The organism is Winogradskyella flava (assembly GCF_014243395.1).
In the GTDB taxonomy this organism is placed as follows: domain Bacteria; phylum Bacteroidota; class Bacteroidia; order Flavobacteriales; family Flavobacteriaceae; genus Winogradskyella; species Winogradskyella flava.
Genome location: NZ_JACLCP010000004.1, coordinates 303,798 through 319,221, shown reverse-complemented (window position 1 = coordinate 319,221; position 15,424 = coordinate 303,798). Strand labels below are relative to the sequence as shown.

7 protein-coding genes are annotated in these 15,424 nt (G+C 36.0%); 4 read left to right on the top strand and 3 right to left on the bottom strand.

Annotation, left to right across the window (positions count from 1 at the left end; all coding sequences use genetic code 11):
• Positions 1-78 precede the first annotated feature (78 nt).
• The 3 genes from lolA1 to ribB are packed head-to-tail and all read left to right on the top strand — an operon-like array spanning position 79 to position 3,907.
• Positions 79-720 carry an outer membrane lipoprotein periplasmic chaperone LolA1 gene (lolA1, locus tag H7F21_RS14160; protein ID WP_185789951.1) on the top strand — a complete coding sequence of 214 codons (642 nt, stop codon included), beginning with the start codon at positions 79-81 and terminating at the stop codon, positions 718-720.
• 17 nt (positions 721-737) lie between these two features.
• A complete protein-coding gene (locus tag H7F21_RS14155; RefSeq protein WP_185789950.1) occupies positions 738-2,723 on the top strand; it encodes an LptF/LptG family permease in 1,986 nt (661 codons plus the stop codon).
• Between the two features lie 35 nt (positions 2,724-2,758).
• Positions 2,759-3,907: a 3,4-dihydroxy-2-butanone-4-phosphate synthase gene (gene ribB / locus H7F21_RS14150; RefSeq protein WP_185789949.1), complete on the top strand. Its 1,149-nt coding sequence runs from the start codon at positions 2,759-2,761 to the stop codon at positions 3,905-3,907.
• Here ribB and H7F21_RS14145 read toward each other — a convergent pair.
• The 3 genes from H7F21_RS14145 to H7F21_RS14135 form a co-directional block, all read right to left on the bottom strand.
• Positions 3,904-5,460 (bottom strand): glycoside hydrolase family 16 protein, encoded by a 1,557-nt coding sequence (locus H7F21_RS14145; RefSeq protein ID WP_185789948.1) that lies wholly within the window; start codon positions 5,458-5,460, stop codon positions 3,904-3,906. The genes ribB and H7F21_RS14145 overlap by 4 nt on opposite strands.
• Before the next feature lie 83 nt (positions 5,461-5,543).
• Positions 5,544-6,743: a DegT/DnrJ/EryC1/StrS family aminotransferase gene (locus H7F21_RS14140; RefSeq protein WP_185789947.1), complete on the bottom strand. Its 1,200-nt coding sequence runs from the start codon at positions 6,741-6,743 to the stop codon at positions 5,544-5,546.
• A 62-nt stretch (positions 6,744-6,805) separates the two neighbouring features.
• Positions 6,806-7,435: an NAD(P)H-dependent oxidoreductase gene (locus H7F21_RS14135; protein ID WP_185789946.1), complete on the bottom strand. Its 630-nt coding sequence runs from the start codon at positions 7,433-7,435 to the stop codon at positions 6,806-6,808.
• Between the two features lie 299 nt (positions 7,436-7,734).
• Between H7F21_RS14135 and H7F21_RS14130 the strand changes: the two genes are divergently transcribed.
• Positions 7,735-15,423 carry a BspA family leucine-rich repeat surface protein gene (locus H7F21_RS14130; RefSeq protein ID WP_185789945.1) on the top strand — a complete coding sequence of 2,563 codons (7,689 nt, stop codon included), beginning with the start codon at positions 7,735-7,737 and terminating at the stop codon, positions 15,421-15,423.
• Position 15,424 lies beyond the last annotated feature (1 nt).

The window sequence follows — 15,424 nt, the reverse complement described above, 5'->3', positions numbered from 1 at the left end:
TAAATAATATTAAAGCTAGTCCTCTGTCTGTTATAAAAATAAACAAGAGAAAAACAATAAAATAAAGACTTACATAAAATGAAAAGATTATTTATAATAACATTTTTGGCGTTGGGAATGATAGGCTTCGCTCAAAGTGATGCAAAAGCAGAAGCATTATTGACAGAAGTGAGCAATAAGATAAAGGCGTACAAAAACATCAGTTTGGATTTTAAATACGAATTGAACAACATCAGTGAAAACATAAAGCAAGAAACTCGAGGTGATGTGGTGATTGAAGGCGAAAAATACAAACTTAATATTTTAGGTGTTACGAGAATCTTTGATGGTAAGACCCTATACACCATTAGCCCAGAGGATGAAGAAGTCACTATTTCTTCAGATAACACAGAAGATGAAGGCACCATTACTCCAAGTAAAATGTTATCGTTCTATGAAGACGGGTACGCTTACAAAATGGATATTATTCAAAACGTAAAGGGAAGAAAAATTCAATACGTAAAGTTAAGTCCTATAGACACCAATTCTGAAATAAAGCATGTCTTATTAGGAATAGACGCTACAACAAAACATATCTACAATTTAATCGAAGTTGGTAAAAATGGTACAAAAACCACATTAACCGTTAATTCTTTTAAAACGGACGAGCCTATCTCAAAAACCTTATTTACATTTGACGAAAGTAAGTATAGCGATTACTTTATCAACAAGATCGATTAAGGTTTAAACCCATATATGTGAAAATATTAGATAGGTACATACTTATCACATTCTTAAGGACGTTTTTTAGCGTCTTTATTATATTCATGTTCATCTTTGTTCTACAAGGTGTTTGGCTCTACATCGCTGAACTCGCGGGCAAGGATTTGGATGTTTCCGTAACTGCAAAATTCATTTTGTATTACATGCCAAAACTTATCCCTTTGGTAGTACCATTAACGATTCTATTGTCGTCAATTATGGTCTTCGGTAACTTTGCAGAAAATTATGAGTTTGCCGCGATGAAATCCACAGGTATTTCTCTACAACGTGCCATGCGTAGTCTTAGCGTATTTATTGTTGGACTAGGAATTGCCTGTTTCTTCTTTGCCAACAACGTGATTCCTTGGGGAGAATACAACTTCTATAATTTAAGACGAAATATTGCTAAGGTAAAACCTGCACTCGCTATTGCAGAAGGCCAATTCAATGAGATTGGAGATATCAATATTAAGGTTGAAAAGAAAACTGGAGATAGAGGGCAATTTTTAGAGAGTGTTGTTATTCATGACAAGAATACATCCAAAAATGGCAATTATAAAGTCATTGTTTCGGAAAAAGGAGAACTAAAAAGTAGTATAAATTCAAACGTACTTCAACTCGAATTAATTAATGGTAACTATTATGAGGAAATAGTAAATAAAGACAGACAAAAAAACGTCAATAGACCTCATGCTAAAAGCTATTTTGACAGCTACATTATTAATGTAGACTTGGAGATTTTAAATAATGAAGATTTAGATGAGAAAAATTATAAGGGACGCCACTCTATGCTTAATATAGACCAGTTAACATATACCATCGATAGCTTGGAAGATAGGCGTAAAGAAGATCACAAAGTGCTCTCAAAAACCTTGTTTAATCGTACTACCTACAATGCCTTAAATAGTAATTTCGAACCCATAAAAAAAGATACCCTTTACACTGGTGAAATTTTAGATCTATTTGACACCTCGAAAAAGGTGCAAATTTTAAATCTAGCCTCCAATTCTGCAAGTAGCACTAACCAAATCATTGATTCGAATAAGAAAAATTTTGAAAGCAAAGCCATATGGCTCAATAAACATATCATTGCTTTGCATGATAAATTTGTATTAGCCTTTGCTTGTATTATACTATTTTTTGTTGGTGCACCACTTGGGGCATTGATAAGAAAAGGTGGTATTGGTTTGCCCATGGTCATTGCTATTGTACTGTTTTTAACGTATCATTTTTTCGGAATTTTTGCCAAGAATAGCGCGGAAAAAGGAACGTTTAGCCCAATTATAGGGTCATGGCTTTCTACGGCTGTGATGCTACCTTTGAGTGTATATTTAACTTCCAGAGCCACAAACGACAAAGGTGCTTTTGAAATTGAGACCATTTTAAACCCACTTAAAAAGCTCTTCCGTATTAAAAGTAAGGCATTGGAAGAAAGCAATTTGGAATTAGAAAAGAATTCTGAAGCTTTTAAAACTTTGCAGGAATATGATAACGATAAACTGATTAATGTAATTAAAAACTATAGAGATTTTGACTATACTGTTGAGTATAAGAATTCCGCAATTTCAATTTTGAGTCTAAGAGGTGTTACAAAACAAGAACTAAAACTTGCCGGTAATCTTACGGATCAGAATTATATAGAGACGATTCGATTAAAAAATGAATATGAGGAAGACTCTAAATTAGCCTTAATTCTATATGTTATTGCATTAATATTTATGATTCCTGGTAGAATATTGGAGAATAACAAATTTCCAACAGAAGGTAATGTGCTTTTCATTATTGGCATCGTTATCTTTGTTATATTCATTATGGCATTAATTAAATCATTTGCAAGGCATTCCGATTTATATAAGCACTTAGGTGAAAATAAAAGCATGAATGCTGTTTTATTCCTACTGTTAGGACTGCCACTTTATTTTGTATTTTATTTCATCCAAAAGATCCAAATAACCAAATTACTGAAATCCAATACAAAATAAAATAAGCGTATCTTTGTCATGTAAAGAGGACGCTTATGACAACAAACGCAGTGAATAACCAAACACGCTTGAATACTATAGAAGAAGCCATTGAAGATATTCGCCAAGGCAAGGTGATTATTGTTGTAGATGATGAAAATCGCGAAAATGAAGGCGATTTTTTAGCTGCTGCAGAAAAGGTAACTCCTGAGATGATCAACTTTATGGCCAAACATGGTAGAGGATTAATCTGTGCTCCTCTTACGGAACATCGATGTGAGGAATTGGAACTGAACATGATGGTAAGAAATAACACAGATCCTATGGAAACGGCTTTCACTGTTTCCGTGGATCTAAGAGGAAATGGTGTTAGCACTGGTATTTCTGCCAGTGATAGAGCAAAAACCATAAAAGCTTTAGTCAATAACGATACTAAACCATTTGAATTAGCAAGACCTGGTCATATTTTTCCTTTAGTAGCGAAAGAAGGTGGCGTATTGAGACGAACCGGACACACGGAAGCAGCAATTGATTTTGCACGATTAGCTGGCTTTGAACCAGCTGGTGTCATTGTAGAAATCATGAATGAAGATGGCACTATGGCGCGCTTACCTCAGCTCATGGAAGTTGCAAGAAAATTCGATCTCAAAATTGTTTCCATTGAAGACTTAGTAGCCTATCGTATGGAATACGATTCCTTAATCGAAAAGAAAGAAGACTTTGATATAGAAACACGCTTTGGGAGATTTAGACTACGTGCTTATCTCCAAACCACCAACGATCAAGTTCATATTGCACTGACCAAAGGCAACTGGAAATCTGACGAACCAGTGCTTACACGCGTTAATTCTAGCCTAGTGAATAATGATATTCTTGGTACATTGACCAACAATGCCGATCAGAAGCTGGACGATATGTTCAATGCTATAAACATAGAAGAAAAAGGTGCAATTATATTTATTAATCAACAAGCAGAGTCTATGAACTTGTTGTCTCGTCTATCTATTCTTAAAAGTGAACAAACTGATGGCAAATTGATTAAGGCGCCTCGTATACCTATGGATTCCAAAGATTTTGGTATAGGTGCGCAAATCTTACATGACCTTAAAATTAGTAAACTCAAGTTATTATCTAATGCATTACAGACCAAGCGTGTTGGTATGATTGGTTATGGTCTTGAGATTGTTGACTACGTTAACTATTAGTCTATCAATACACGTTTAGTAACTGAGCTACCGTTTGACTTTATCTTGAGAATGTAGACTCCAGATTTTAAACTTTCAATATTCAATATTTTGGTGTTTCGATATTTGGAGACAACGCTTTGACCTAGCGTATTGTATAGTTCTAAACTTTCGATTTGAGCATTTGTTTTTATGTGAATTGTGCTAGATGCAGGATTAGGGTAAATACTAAATTCGTTTTCAAACACATCGTCTACGCCCAAACCCGTGTTTTGGTAAACCCTAACATAATCAATAACCATACTACTCTGAGTAAAGTTAGGATCTATGGCACCTGCAATGCCACCCATAGCGACATTAAGTAGTAAATACTGATCCTCATCAAAAGGCCACGTATCATCATTTTTTACCGCAGGATTATAAGTGTAGAAGCCAACGCCATCAATTAAAAACGTAATTTGATTTGGTGACCAATTCATGGAATAAACATGAAACTCATTGGCGACATCATTTAAAATATACGACTGAACATTCATGGTATTCCCAAAGCTTGATGGTGTGTGCAAAGCGCTACTTACATGATTTACAGCCCCTAATCCATGTTCCATTATATCTATCTCGCCGCATGCTGGCCAACCTGTAGTGCCAAAACCTTGAGTTTGCCAATACGCCCCAGCCTCGCTAATATTCTTTCCTAATGTCCATATTGCAGGCCATGTACCATCGCCCTCAGGGAGCTTAGCTCTTACATCTATCCTACCATAAGTAAATGCGAACTTAGAGTTCAATCTTGCCGATGTATATTGTTTTGTTTCGTTTTGGTCGGTAAAACTTTCCTTTATCGCAACAATATTCAAGAATCCGTTATCGACATAAGAATTTTCTATGCGATTGGTATAATGTTGTTGTTCGCCATTAAACCAATTACCTCCAGCAGGAAGCTGTGTTTGCTGAAACCAGTTATTTGAATCCAAGGCGCCATTGACATCAAATTCATCTGCCCATACCAAATCATTATAAACGACATCGAGCGCATTAGGATCATTAGGTTGGGAACCATCATTTATATCATCGATGATGTATGTTCCTGGTATGGTCTCTCCTCCATCAATAAAAATAGTCAATCTTGAATAGGCTCCAGTAGCATTCAGTGCTGTTCCTACACCACTCAGTGTTGCATTTGAAAAGTCAAATTGGATATCATAAGACCAGCCAGAACCTGAATTGGTTTGAACAACTTCCACATCGGGGTTGGTACCATTCTCTAATTTTATCATAATGGAATGCATATTGGGATCAAACTGGTAGAATGATAAGGTAATTATTTGTTCAGTATCCAAATCTATCGGAGTAGCTAAATCCAGATAAAACCCTTGCCAAGCTGCACTACCATCATTAAAAAACTCACCTGTTGGATTATTGGGATCTACAGGATCTACATTGAATGCAAAACTACTGCTATCAAAAGCATTGAAACCATGAGAGCCTAATGAGAAATTAATAGGCATTTGTTGGGCGACCAATACATTAAGTAAAAGCAATAAAAATGAGGTAAGAAGATAATTCTGCTTCATAACTTTATTTTTTATAAAGTTATGTATCTGAACGCAGAAAAAAGAATTATTAGCCTATACAAAGGCCATACAGTCAGAATAACTTAGCTTTTAAAGGCTTCTTTAATGAGTTGCACCATTTTCTCTGCTCGAGCAATCACCTCCTTTTCCGTCCAAGATAGCTTTATCAAACAAGAAATATTACGCCCAATCCAATGATCTGATTTGGAAAAGTCTTTGGTCTTAAGTTTTCTCAAAGCATCTTTAATTTCTAAAGTTAAAGGATATAAAGATTTTGCGTCTTTCAGGTGCTCCCACTTTCTTATGTAGTGCCAATTGTTATCATAGTAATTCCAACAAACATCAATATCATTATCTTTGAATGCTCTTGAAACTTGTCTGGCAGATTCTAAGTTTGGCAAGAAAAAGTTTAAAAATGAATAACTTTCTTCGCCTCCATCTGGAACTGATCTAAAGGTGACCTCTGGAACCTGAGATAGGGCCTCTCGAATAATAGTATAGTTTCTTTTTTGAATAGTGATAAACTCAGACAAACGTCTTACTTGGGCTAAACCTACGGCAGCATTTAATTCTGAAATTCTAAAATTATAGCCTAAAAAAGGGTGGGTTTCTGCGCCTCTGTCATTGCCAATGTGATCATGACCGTGATCACTGTAGTGGTCTGCATTAGAATAATAATCTTGCTTATTAGTTACTACTGCTCCACCTTCTCCACAAGTGATAGTCTTCACAAAATCGAATGAAAAACAACCTACATCTGCAATACTTCCCAATGGCTTTCCCTTATAGCTACCACCAATAGCTTGGCAAGCGTCTTCAACAAAAATAAGGTTATGTTTATCGCAAACTGAACGTAAAGCGTCCATATTAGCCATACTACCGCACATCTGTACAACCATTACGGCTTTTGTCTTTGGTGTCACAGCTTCTTCGACAGCGTCTGGATCTAATGTTAATGTATCATCAATATCAACCAAAACTGGAACAGCACCTAGCATAATTATAGCTTCAAAACTCGCTACAAAAGTAAATGTGGGCATAATAACCTCATCTCCTGCTCCTACTCCTGCCGAAGCAAGCGCCACAGATACTGCGGCTGTACCACTAGAAACAAGCTGAACGTATTTAGAATTAAACGTCTTTGTTAATTCAGACTCTAATTCTTTGGCTTTCCAATGGCCATTGCGCATACCATCGAATCCATAGCGCATTAACACGCCATTATCTAAAACATCGTTAACTTCTTTGCGTTCTAAATCGCTAAATAATTCGAATCCAGGCATAAATTTGAATGTTGAGTTTTCTTAAACAAATATAAGTCTTTGAAAAGACTATAGAAGACGTTTTACAATTCAATAATGGTGTCTGATATAGGCTTCCTCACTTTTTTAAAGTCGGCAAACATATCATCCACGGCTCGGAAGCCGACTGGAAACATTAAAACGGAGCTTAAACCATATTTATTTAGGTTTAAAGCTTTATCAATCGCAGATGGAATAAAACCTTCCATTGGACAACCATCTATCTCTTCGACAGCACAAACTGTCATTAAATTACCCAAAGCTATATAAGCTTGTCTAGTGGCCCAATTGATTTTTTTATCCGAGGACATGCCTTCAATAGTCGATTTCATTTGTGTTTTAAATGGGGCTAATATGTCGTCTGGTGTATTTCTTATAGCTTTTACAGCATCAAAATGATCTTCTACGTCTTTTTCATCAATCTCATTCTGTATACAAAGTATTAGCAAATGAGAGGCATCTACTACTTGACGCTGTCCATATGAAAATTCTACTAACGATTCGCGAATAGTTTTATCCGCAACCACAACCATTTTTAATGTCTGTAGTCCGTAAGATACCGCTGTTAAGTTAAACGCTTCCTTTAGTGTTTGAATTTGCGTTTCGGAAAGAGGCTTTGAGGAATCAAATTTTTTGGTGGCGTAGCGCCATTTTAAATTATCAATAATTGTCATGCTAATTTTTCTTGCAAAAATAAGGAATTATGGATTGGTCGGTTTGACGAGTTTAAGTGAAATATCATCTTTAAAAGCATGGATTACATAAATAAAATTTAACGGTTTTCAGGGTATTATAAGATCATATTCTAAACTAGATTTGCAAGGTGAGAATAAAAAAACAAAAGTAATAAAATATAAAACGGATAATAATACCACAAAAATATACCGTTTAACTTGTTTTTTGGTTATTTTATCGATAATATTACGTTTTTTAGGCTCAAAAATTTGCAGCTATTTCAAAAGATCATAACAATATGAACAGAAAATTCCTATTTACACTAGCACTATTGTTTTGCATTAATGTCTTTGCGCAGGACTTTAGTGCTATATGGAATACAGCTAATACTGAAAATAATTCTACGTTAGATAACCAAATTGAGATACCGACAAATCCAGCATTGACTTACAATTATACAGTAGATTGGGGCGATGGCAATACCGATACAAATATTACAGGTAATATTACCCATACTTATGCCACTGTTGGTGCTTACACCATCAATATATCCGGAACATTTCCTCAAATTTATTTTAATAATACAGGCGACCGATTTAAAATAGAAGAAATTCTGAGTTGGGGAACCACCCAATGGTTAAGTATGGAAAATGCATTTTGGGGCTGTAGAAACTTAAACTTTGATGCCATTGACTCCCCTAATTTATCACAAGTCATAAGCTTGAAAAACATGTTTAGGGATTGTACAGCCTTTAATGGTATCCTGAATAATTGGGACACGACTACCATTATAGATATTTCAGGTATGTTCGCTGATGCCAGAATCTTTAACCGCCCTTTAGACAATTGGAACGTTAGCTCAGTTACCGATATGTCTGAAACATTCTTCGATGCCCGAAACTTTAACGAACCATTGGATAGCTGGAATACGTCCTCCGTTACGGATATGACCAGTATGTTCAACGAAGCAGCATCGTTTAACCAGAATATTGACAATTGGAGTGTGAATCAAGTGACTACTATGTTCCGAATGTTTGCCAATACATCTCAATATAACTCCCCTTTGAACTCTTGGAATGTTGCCAATGTTACAGATATGGGCGAAATGTTCGAAGACGCAAGAGTATTTAACCAACCTCTAAATAATTGGGATGTCAGTAATGTCATAAATATGGCACGTATGTTTGAAGATGCCAATGCGTTTAATCAACCTTTAGACCAATGGAATGTTTCCAATGTCACTTTAATGGATAGTATGTTTAAAGAAGCGTCTGTATTTAATCAACCTATAGGTAATTGGGATGTAAGCAATGTGACTTCTATGATTTTATTGTTTGAAAGAGCGAGATTGTTCAATCAGCCTTTAAACGACTGGGATGTAAGCAATGTCACTAGTATGCAAGGCATGTTTGATGGTTTATTTGGAGGAACCGTTTTTGATCAGCCTTTAGATAACTGGAATGTTGCTAACGTCACCGATATGAGCGCTATGTTTAGACGTTGTAATTTTAATCAACCTATAGGCAATTGGAATGTAGGTAACGTTACCAATATGTCTTCAATGTTTAATTATGCGCCAGATTTTAATCAAACTATAGATACTTGGGATGTTTCCAACGTCACCAATATGGGCAGTATGTTTAATGCTGCTTTACAATTTAATCAACCATTAAACAACTGGACAACGAGTGCTCTTACCAATATAAGTGGCATTTTCTTTAATAGCCCTCTATTTAATCAACCATTAGATAATTGGAATGTCGCGAATGTTACAAATATGAGTAACGCATTTAATAACGCGTCTATTTTTGACCAAACTCTTGGAACATGGAACATTACAAGTGTTACCAATATGATCAATATGTTGAGCAATTCTAATCTCACATTAGAAAATTATGATAATACCCTAATTGGTTGGGCAGCTCAAAGTGTTCAAAACAACGTGTCACTAGGCGCCAATACTTTGACCTATTGCGAAGGAATCGACGAAAGACAAGACCTTATTGACAATCATAACTGGACTATTACAGGTGATAGTGTAGATTGTTCTTTTGTAATCTGTACCAATATAATTTCACCAATTGATGGCGACCTTAATGTGCCTGCAAACTCAAATATCATTTGGGATCCTGCTCCTAACGCAACAGGTTATCTCGTAAGCATACGTCGAGAAGATGATATGGGTAATATTTTACAAATAATTTTTGATAATGAAGATGTCGGTAATGTGGTTAGTGTCACTTTTACCAATGAGTTTTTGCCTGGAGACAATGTGTATGTTACAGTAATTCCTTACAATGATGAAGGACCAGCCGTGGGCTGCCAAGAAATTTATTTTAAAACTGTTGAAAGTTGGGTAAACAGTCCAGAGGCGTTTAAATTAACTTATGATACTCAGATTCAATACAATAATAATACGACACCTATTAACCAGCTTAAACTCCAAACAAGATCAGGAATAACTTATGATTTTTCTGTCGATTGGGGTGATGGACAATACAACAACAATGTCACTGGAGATATTACACATACGTATTTAGTACCAGGTATTTATACCATTAGTATTATTGGTGATTTTCCAGCTCCACGACATGAAGAATTTAATAGTGATGCCCAGAAGTTGCTATCCATAGATCAATGGGGAACCCAAGTTTGGCAAAGCATGCAAGGTGGTTTTGCCGGCTGCGAAAATATGGAATATCTAGCCACGGATATTCCTAATCTATCTACAGTTACAGACATGAGTAGAATGTTTATAGTCTGCAGAAACTTCAATGGAAATATTAATTCTTGGGATGTAAGTAATGTCACCAACATGTTTGGAATGTTTGGTGTAACAGAAATATACGATCAGCCGCTCAACAATTGGGACGTGAGCAATGTTACAAACATGTCTTTAATGTTCTTTAGAACAAACACATTTAATCAAAATATTGATATTTGGGATACTTCTAGTGTGACCACTATGCAGAGAATGTTTGAAACAGCTACTGCATTCAATCAGCCAATAAGTAATTGGAACGTGAGTAATGTAACCACTATGGAGAGTATGTTTAAAGGGGCAACTGCTTTTAATCAACCTTTAAGTAATTGGAATGTTAACAGTGTTACTACAATGCAAGAAATGTTTGATGGCGCAACAGCTTTTAACAGTGACTTAAGTGGCTGGAATGTTAGCAGCGTAGACACTATGCAAGAAATGTTTTTTTCGGCAACCGCTTTCAATCAACCCATAGCCCAGTGGAATGTTGGTAACGTCATTAACATGAGTCAAATGTTTTCCAACGCTTCAAGCTTTAATCAGCCACTGAATGATTGGGATGTTAGTAGCGTTACAATAACGAGTCGCATGTTCGCTAGTGCAATATCCTTTAATCAACCTTTAAATCTTTGGGATGTTTCTTCTGTAACGAACATGAATGGTATGTTCTTTAACGCTGTTCTGTTCAATCAAGACATTAATAGCTGGAATGTTACCAACGTACTGACGACATCTAGTATGTTCGAAAATGCAATTGCATTTAACGAACCCTTAAATCAATGGGATGTTAACTCTGTTGTAAATATGAGTTCTATGTTCGAGGGCGCAACGCTCTTTAATCAACCCATCGATGATTGGGATGTTAGTGCTGTTGCAACAATGTCTTCCATGTTCCAAGATGCCACAAGTTTTAATGAGCCTTTAAGTTCTTGGGATGTCAGTTCTGTGACACTTACAGATTCGATGTTTAATGGCGCCACCCTTTTTAATAATCCATTGAATACTTGGAATGTTGCTTCTGTTACCAATATGATGTCCATGTTTGAGCAGGCAGTTGCTTTTGATCAACCTTTAGATAATTGGGATACAGGTGAGGTCCTAAATATGCAAGCCATGTTCAAAGGTGCTGCACTCTTTAATCAAGGTATCGATTCCTGGGATGTATCATTTGTGACTACAATGAGAGAAATGTTTAGAAGTGCAGCAACATACAACCAAGCCATGACTAGTTGGAACGTAGCTTCTGTAACCACTATGGAAGGCATGTTTCAAGACGCCATAGCTTTTAACAGTAACATAGATAGCTGGAATGTTCGTGCTGTAACTACCATGGAAGATATGTTCTATGGTGCCACGGCATTTAATCAAACTTTAAACAATTGGCGCGTTACAGGTGTTGCAAATATGGAGAATATGTTCAGGGACGCTATAGCATATAACCAATCCATGGATGCTTGGAATATCGGTACGGTCACTATGCGAAGTATGTTTAGAGATGCCACTGCTTTTAATCAAAATTTAGTGACTTGGGATATCAGTAATGTTACTAATGCTACGAACATGTTAGATCGTTCAGGCTTATCAAGGGAAAACTATGATGCGACTTTAATTGCTTGGTCGGACCTTACCCTTACACCTGGAATAACACTAGGTGCATCGACATTATTATACTGCGACGCCTTACAAGAGCGACAAAGTATAATCGACAATTTCGGTTGGACCATAATTGGTGATGTTTTAGACTGTCCAATTCCAGAATGCACTCAACTGGTCTTGCCGCTGGATGGAGCCACAGACGTTCCTGTAAATACCAACTTAACCTGGGAAGATGTATTATTTGCCAGTGGCTATCGATTAGAAATTACCATACAACCAGGTGGTACGATTATTAATGAAACCTTGGGTGATGTGACAACCTACGAATTTCCAGTGGACTTTACTGGTGGAGAAACTGTTTATGTAACCGTTATCCCCTTTAATGATGAAGGTGAAGCTATTGGGCCATGTACAGAAGAAAGTTTCACAATATCAACAGATGCTGCAACGATTCCTGATTGTACCACTCTGACTTTACCTTTAAATGGAGATACCGAAGTTGAAGTAGGGACGGATTTAAGTTGGTCACCAATAACCAATGCAAACGGCTATAGACTAAATGTAGTTACAAATCCTGGAGGTATTGTTATTCTAAATAATGAAGATGTAGGTAATGTGACTTCATATGAATTTAATACTGATCTCCCTGAAGAAACATCAATAGACGTTACGATTACACCTTATAATGATGAAGGTGATGCCAACAGTTGTGCAATAGAGAATTTTACAACACAAACTATTCCTCGTCCACCATTATGCACAAGTATGAGCAGTCCTGTTAACAATGAAATAGACGTAGTTATTAACACTGATATTAGTTGGGATGCTGTTGCAGATGCCACAGGTTACTTAATTAGTATAGGTACCACAAGTAATGGTATTGAAATCGCTAATAGTATAGATGTAGGTAATATGACGTCTTATGATATTCCTAATGACCTGCAAAATAGTAGAACGTATTACGTCACCATTATTCCATATAATGCTGTAGGTGATGCAACTGGTTGTAGTGAAGAAACATTTACTACAGAAGATCCGATATCCACAAGTCCGGTTTGTACAAGTTTAGCAAGTCCTTTGGATGGTGCGACTAATGTTGCATTAAACTTAAATCAAATCACCTGGAATGCTGCTACCAATGCAACGTCATATAGAATTACTATTACTGGTACGGCAAACAATGATATTACTAATTTTGAAACAACAGATACATTTTATGATTTCGCCAATCCTTTTTTAAATGGTGAAGTGGTAGCAGTAAGCATTATACCTTTTAATGCTACTGAAAATGCTACAGGTTGTATTTCAGAAAGTTTTACCATTATTCCTGAAACACCAAACTGTACTACTCTAGCAAGTCCTCTGAATAGTGCTACTAATGTTGCTGTAGATTTAAACCAAATCACGTGGAATGCCGTCACAAATGCAACATCTTATAAAGTAACCATTTCTGATACTGCAAATAACGACATTACCGATTTCGAAACAACAGATACGTTCTACAACTTCGCCAATACATTTTTGAATGATGAAGTAGTTACAGTAACCATCATTCCTATTAACCAAACGGTTGAAGCTACTGGCTGTGCTTCGGAGAGTTTTACTATTGTTCCCGAGACACCAAGTTGTACTGCCCTTGCGAACCCTTTAGATGCTGCTCCAAATGTCGCGACGGATTTAAACCAAATCACTTGGAATCCCGTTACAAATGCCACGTCTTACAAAGTGACTATTTCTGGTACCGCAAACAATAATGTTACCGATTTTGAAACTAGTGATACGTTCTATGATTTTACGAATCCATTTCTTAATAGTGAAGTCGTTTCCGTAATTATTATCCCCATGGATGGTATTGTAGAAGCATTGGGTTGTACTTCTGAAAGCTTCAACATCATTCCTGAAACACCTGACTGTACAATTTTAGCAAGTCCTTTGAATGGTAACACTAATGTTGCTGTAGATTTAAATCAAATCACTTGGAATGCCTTAACAAATGTAACCTCATATAGAGTAACTGTTTCTGGTACTGCGAATAACAATATTACCGATTTTGAAACAACAGATACATTCTACAACTTCACCAATACATTTTTGAATGATGAAGTGGTTACAGTAACCATTATTCCTATTAACCAAACTGTTGAAGCTACAGGTTGTACATCAGAGAGCTTCACTATTATTCCTGATATACCTGACTGTACTAACCTATCGAGTCCATTAAATGGTGTAATTAATATACCAACAGATTTTAACCAAATGACTTGGAACCCAGTTGCAAATGCAACATCTTATAAAGTAACTATATCTGGTACTGCCGATAATAATGTCACAGATTTTGAAACAACCGATACATTCTACAACTTTACAAATCCGTTTACAAATAGTGAAGTGGTTTCCGTAACCATTATTCCTATTGATGGCACTGTTGAAGCTTTGGGTTGCACTAATGAGAGTTTTACGATCATTCCTGAAACACCTGAATGTACAGTTTTATCAAGTCCTTTGGATGGTGCAGTTAATGTACCTACAGATTTAAATCAAATCACCTGGAATGTTGCTACAAATGCAACCTCATACAGAGTAACTGTATCTGGTACTATGAATAATGATATTATCGATTTTGAAACAACAGATACATTCTACAGCTTCTCCAATACATTTGTAAATGAGGAAATTGTAACGGTAACAATTATTCCGATTAATCAAACAATTGAAGCTACTGGTTGTATTTCTGAAAGCTTCACTATTATTCCTGAAACACCGAATTGTACTTCATTATCGAGTCCATTAGGTGGTGCTGTCGATGTAGCAACGAATCTTAATCAAATTACATGGAATGCTGTTGCGAATGCAACATCGTATAAAGTAACAATTTCTGGTACAGAAAATAATGATATTTCCAATTTCGAAACTACTGAGACCTTTTACGACTTTACTAATACATTTTTAAGTAATGAAATCGTCACTGTAGCCATAATCCCAATAAACGGAATAGTTGAAGCCATTGGTTGTGCTTCAGAACTATTTGAAATCGTAAAAACTCCTGTTTGCTCAGAGCTATTAAATCCATTTGATGGGGCCACTGATGTTGCCATAGAAACCGATTTAACTTGGGAATCTATAGATAATGCTGATGGTTATATATTATCAGTGGGTACAGTATCTGGAGGTACTGATATTGTGAATAATCTCGATGTTGGATTCACAACAACCTACAATTTTGACGATGATTTAGAAAGCATAACAACCTATTATGTCACAATTATTCCTTATAACAATAATGGTGAAGCTGAAAACTGTTCAGAAAGCCTATTTACGACGCTCTTGGTCCCAAAAAATGATGTGAAATACGGATTTTCGCCAAATGCCGATGGTGTTAACGATTTCTGGAATATCGAAGGTATTGAAGAGCATCCAAATAACACCGTAAGTATTTATAATAGATGGGGAGATTTAGTTTTTGAGATTAATGATTATAACAATACATCTAATGTCTTTAGAGGTGTCGCTAATAAAAAAACTAAAATGGGAGCAGGCGAACTACCAGATGGTACTTACTTCTTTCAATTTTCAATTAGTGGTGAGCACAATTTTAAAACCTTAAAAGGATACGTTGTTATTAAAAGATAAT

Excerpts from the sequence above, each read along its gene's own strand:
- ribB (WP_185789949.1), top strand. The coding sequence starts at position 2,759 with ATGACAACAAACGCAGTGAATAACCAAACACGCTTGAATACTATAGAA.
- H7F21_RS14130 (WP_185789945.1), top strand. The coding sequence starts at position 7,735 with ATGAACAGAAAATTCCTATTTACACTAGCACTATTGTTTTGCATTAAT.
- lolA1 (WP_185789951.1), top strand. The coding sequence starts at position 79 with ATGAAAAGATTATTTATAATAACATTTTTGGCGTTGGGAATGATAGGC.
- H7F21_RS14140 (WP_185789947.1), bottom strand. The coding sequence starts at position 6,743 with ATGCCTGGATTCGAATTATTTAGCGATTTAGAACGCAAAGAAGTTAAC.
- H7F21_RS14145 (WP_185789948.1), bottom strand. The coding sequence starts at position 5,460 with ATGAAGCAGAATTATCTTCTTACCTCATTTTTATTGCTTTTACTTAAT.
- H7F21_RS14135 (WP_185789946.1), bottom strand. The coding sequence starts at position 7,435 with ATGACAATTATTGATAATTTAAAATGGCGCTACGCCACCAAAAAATTT.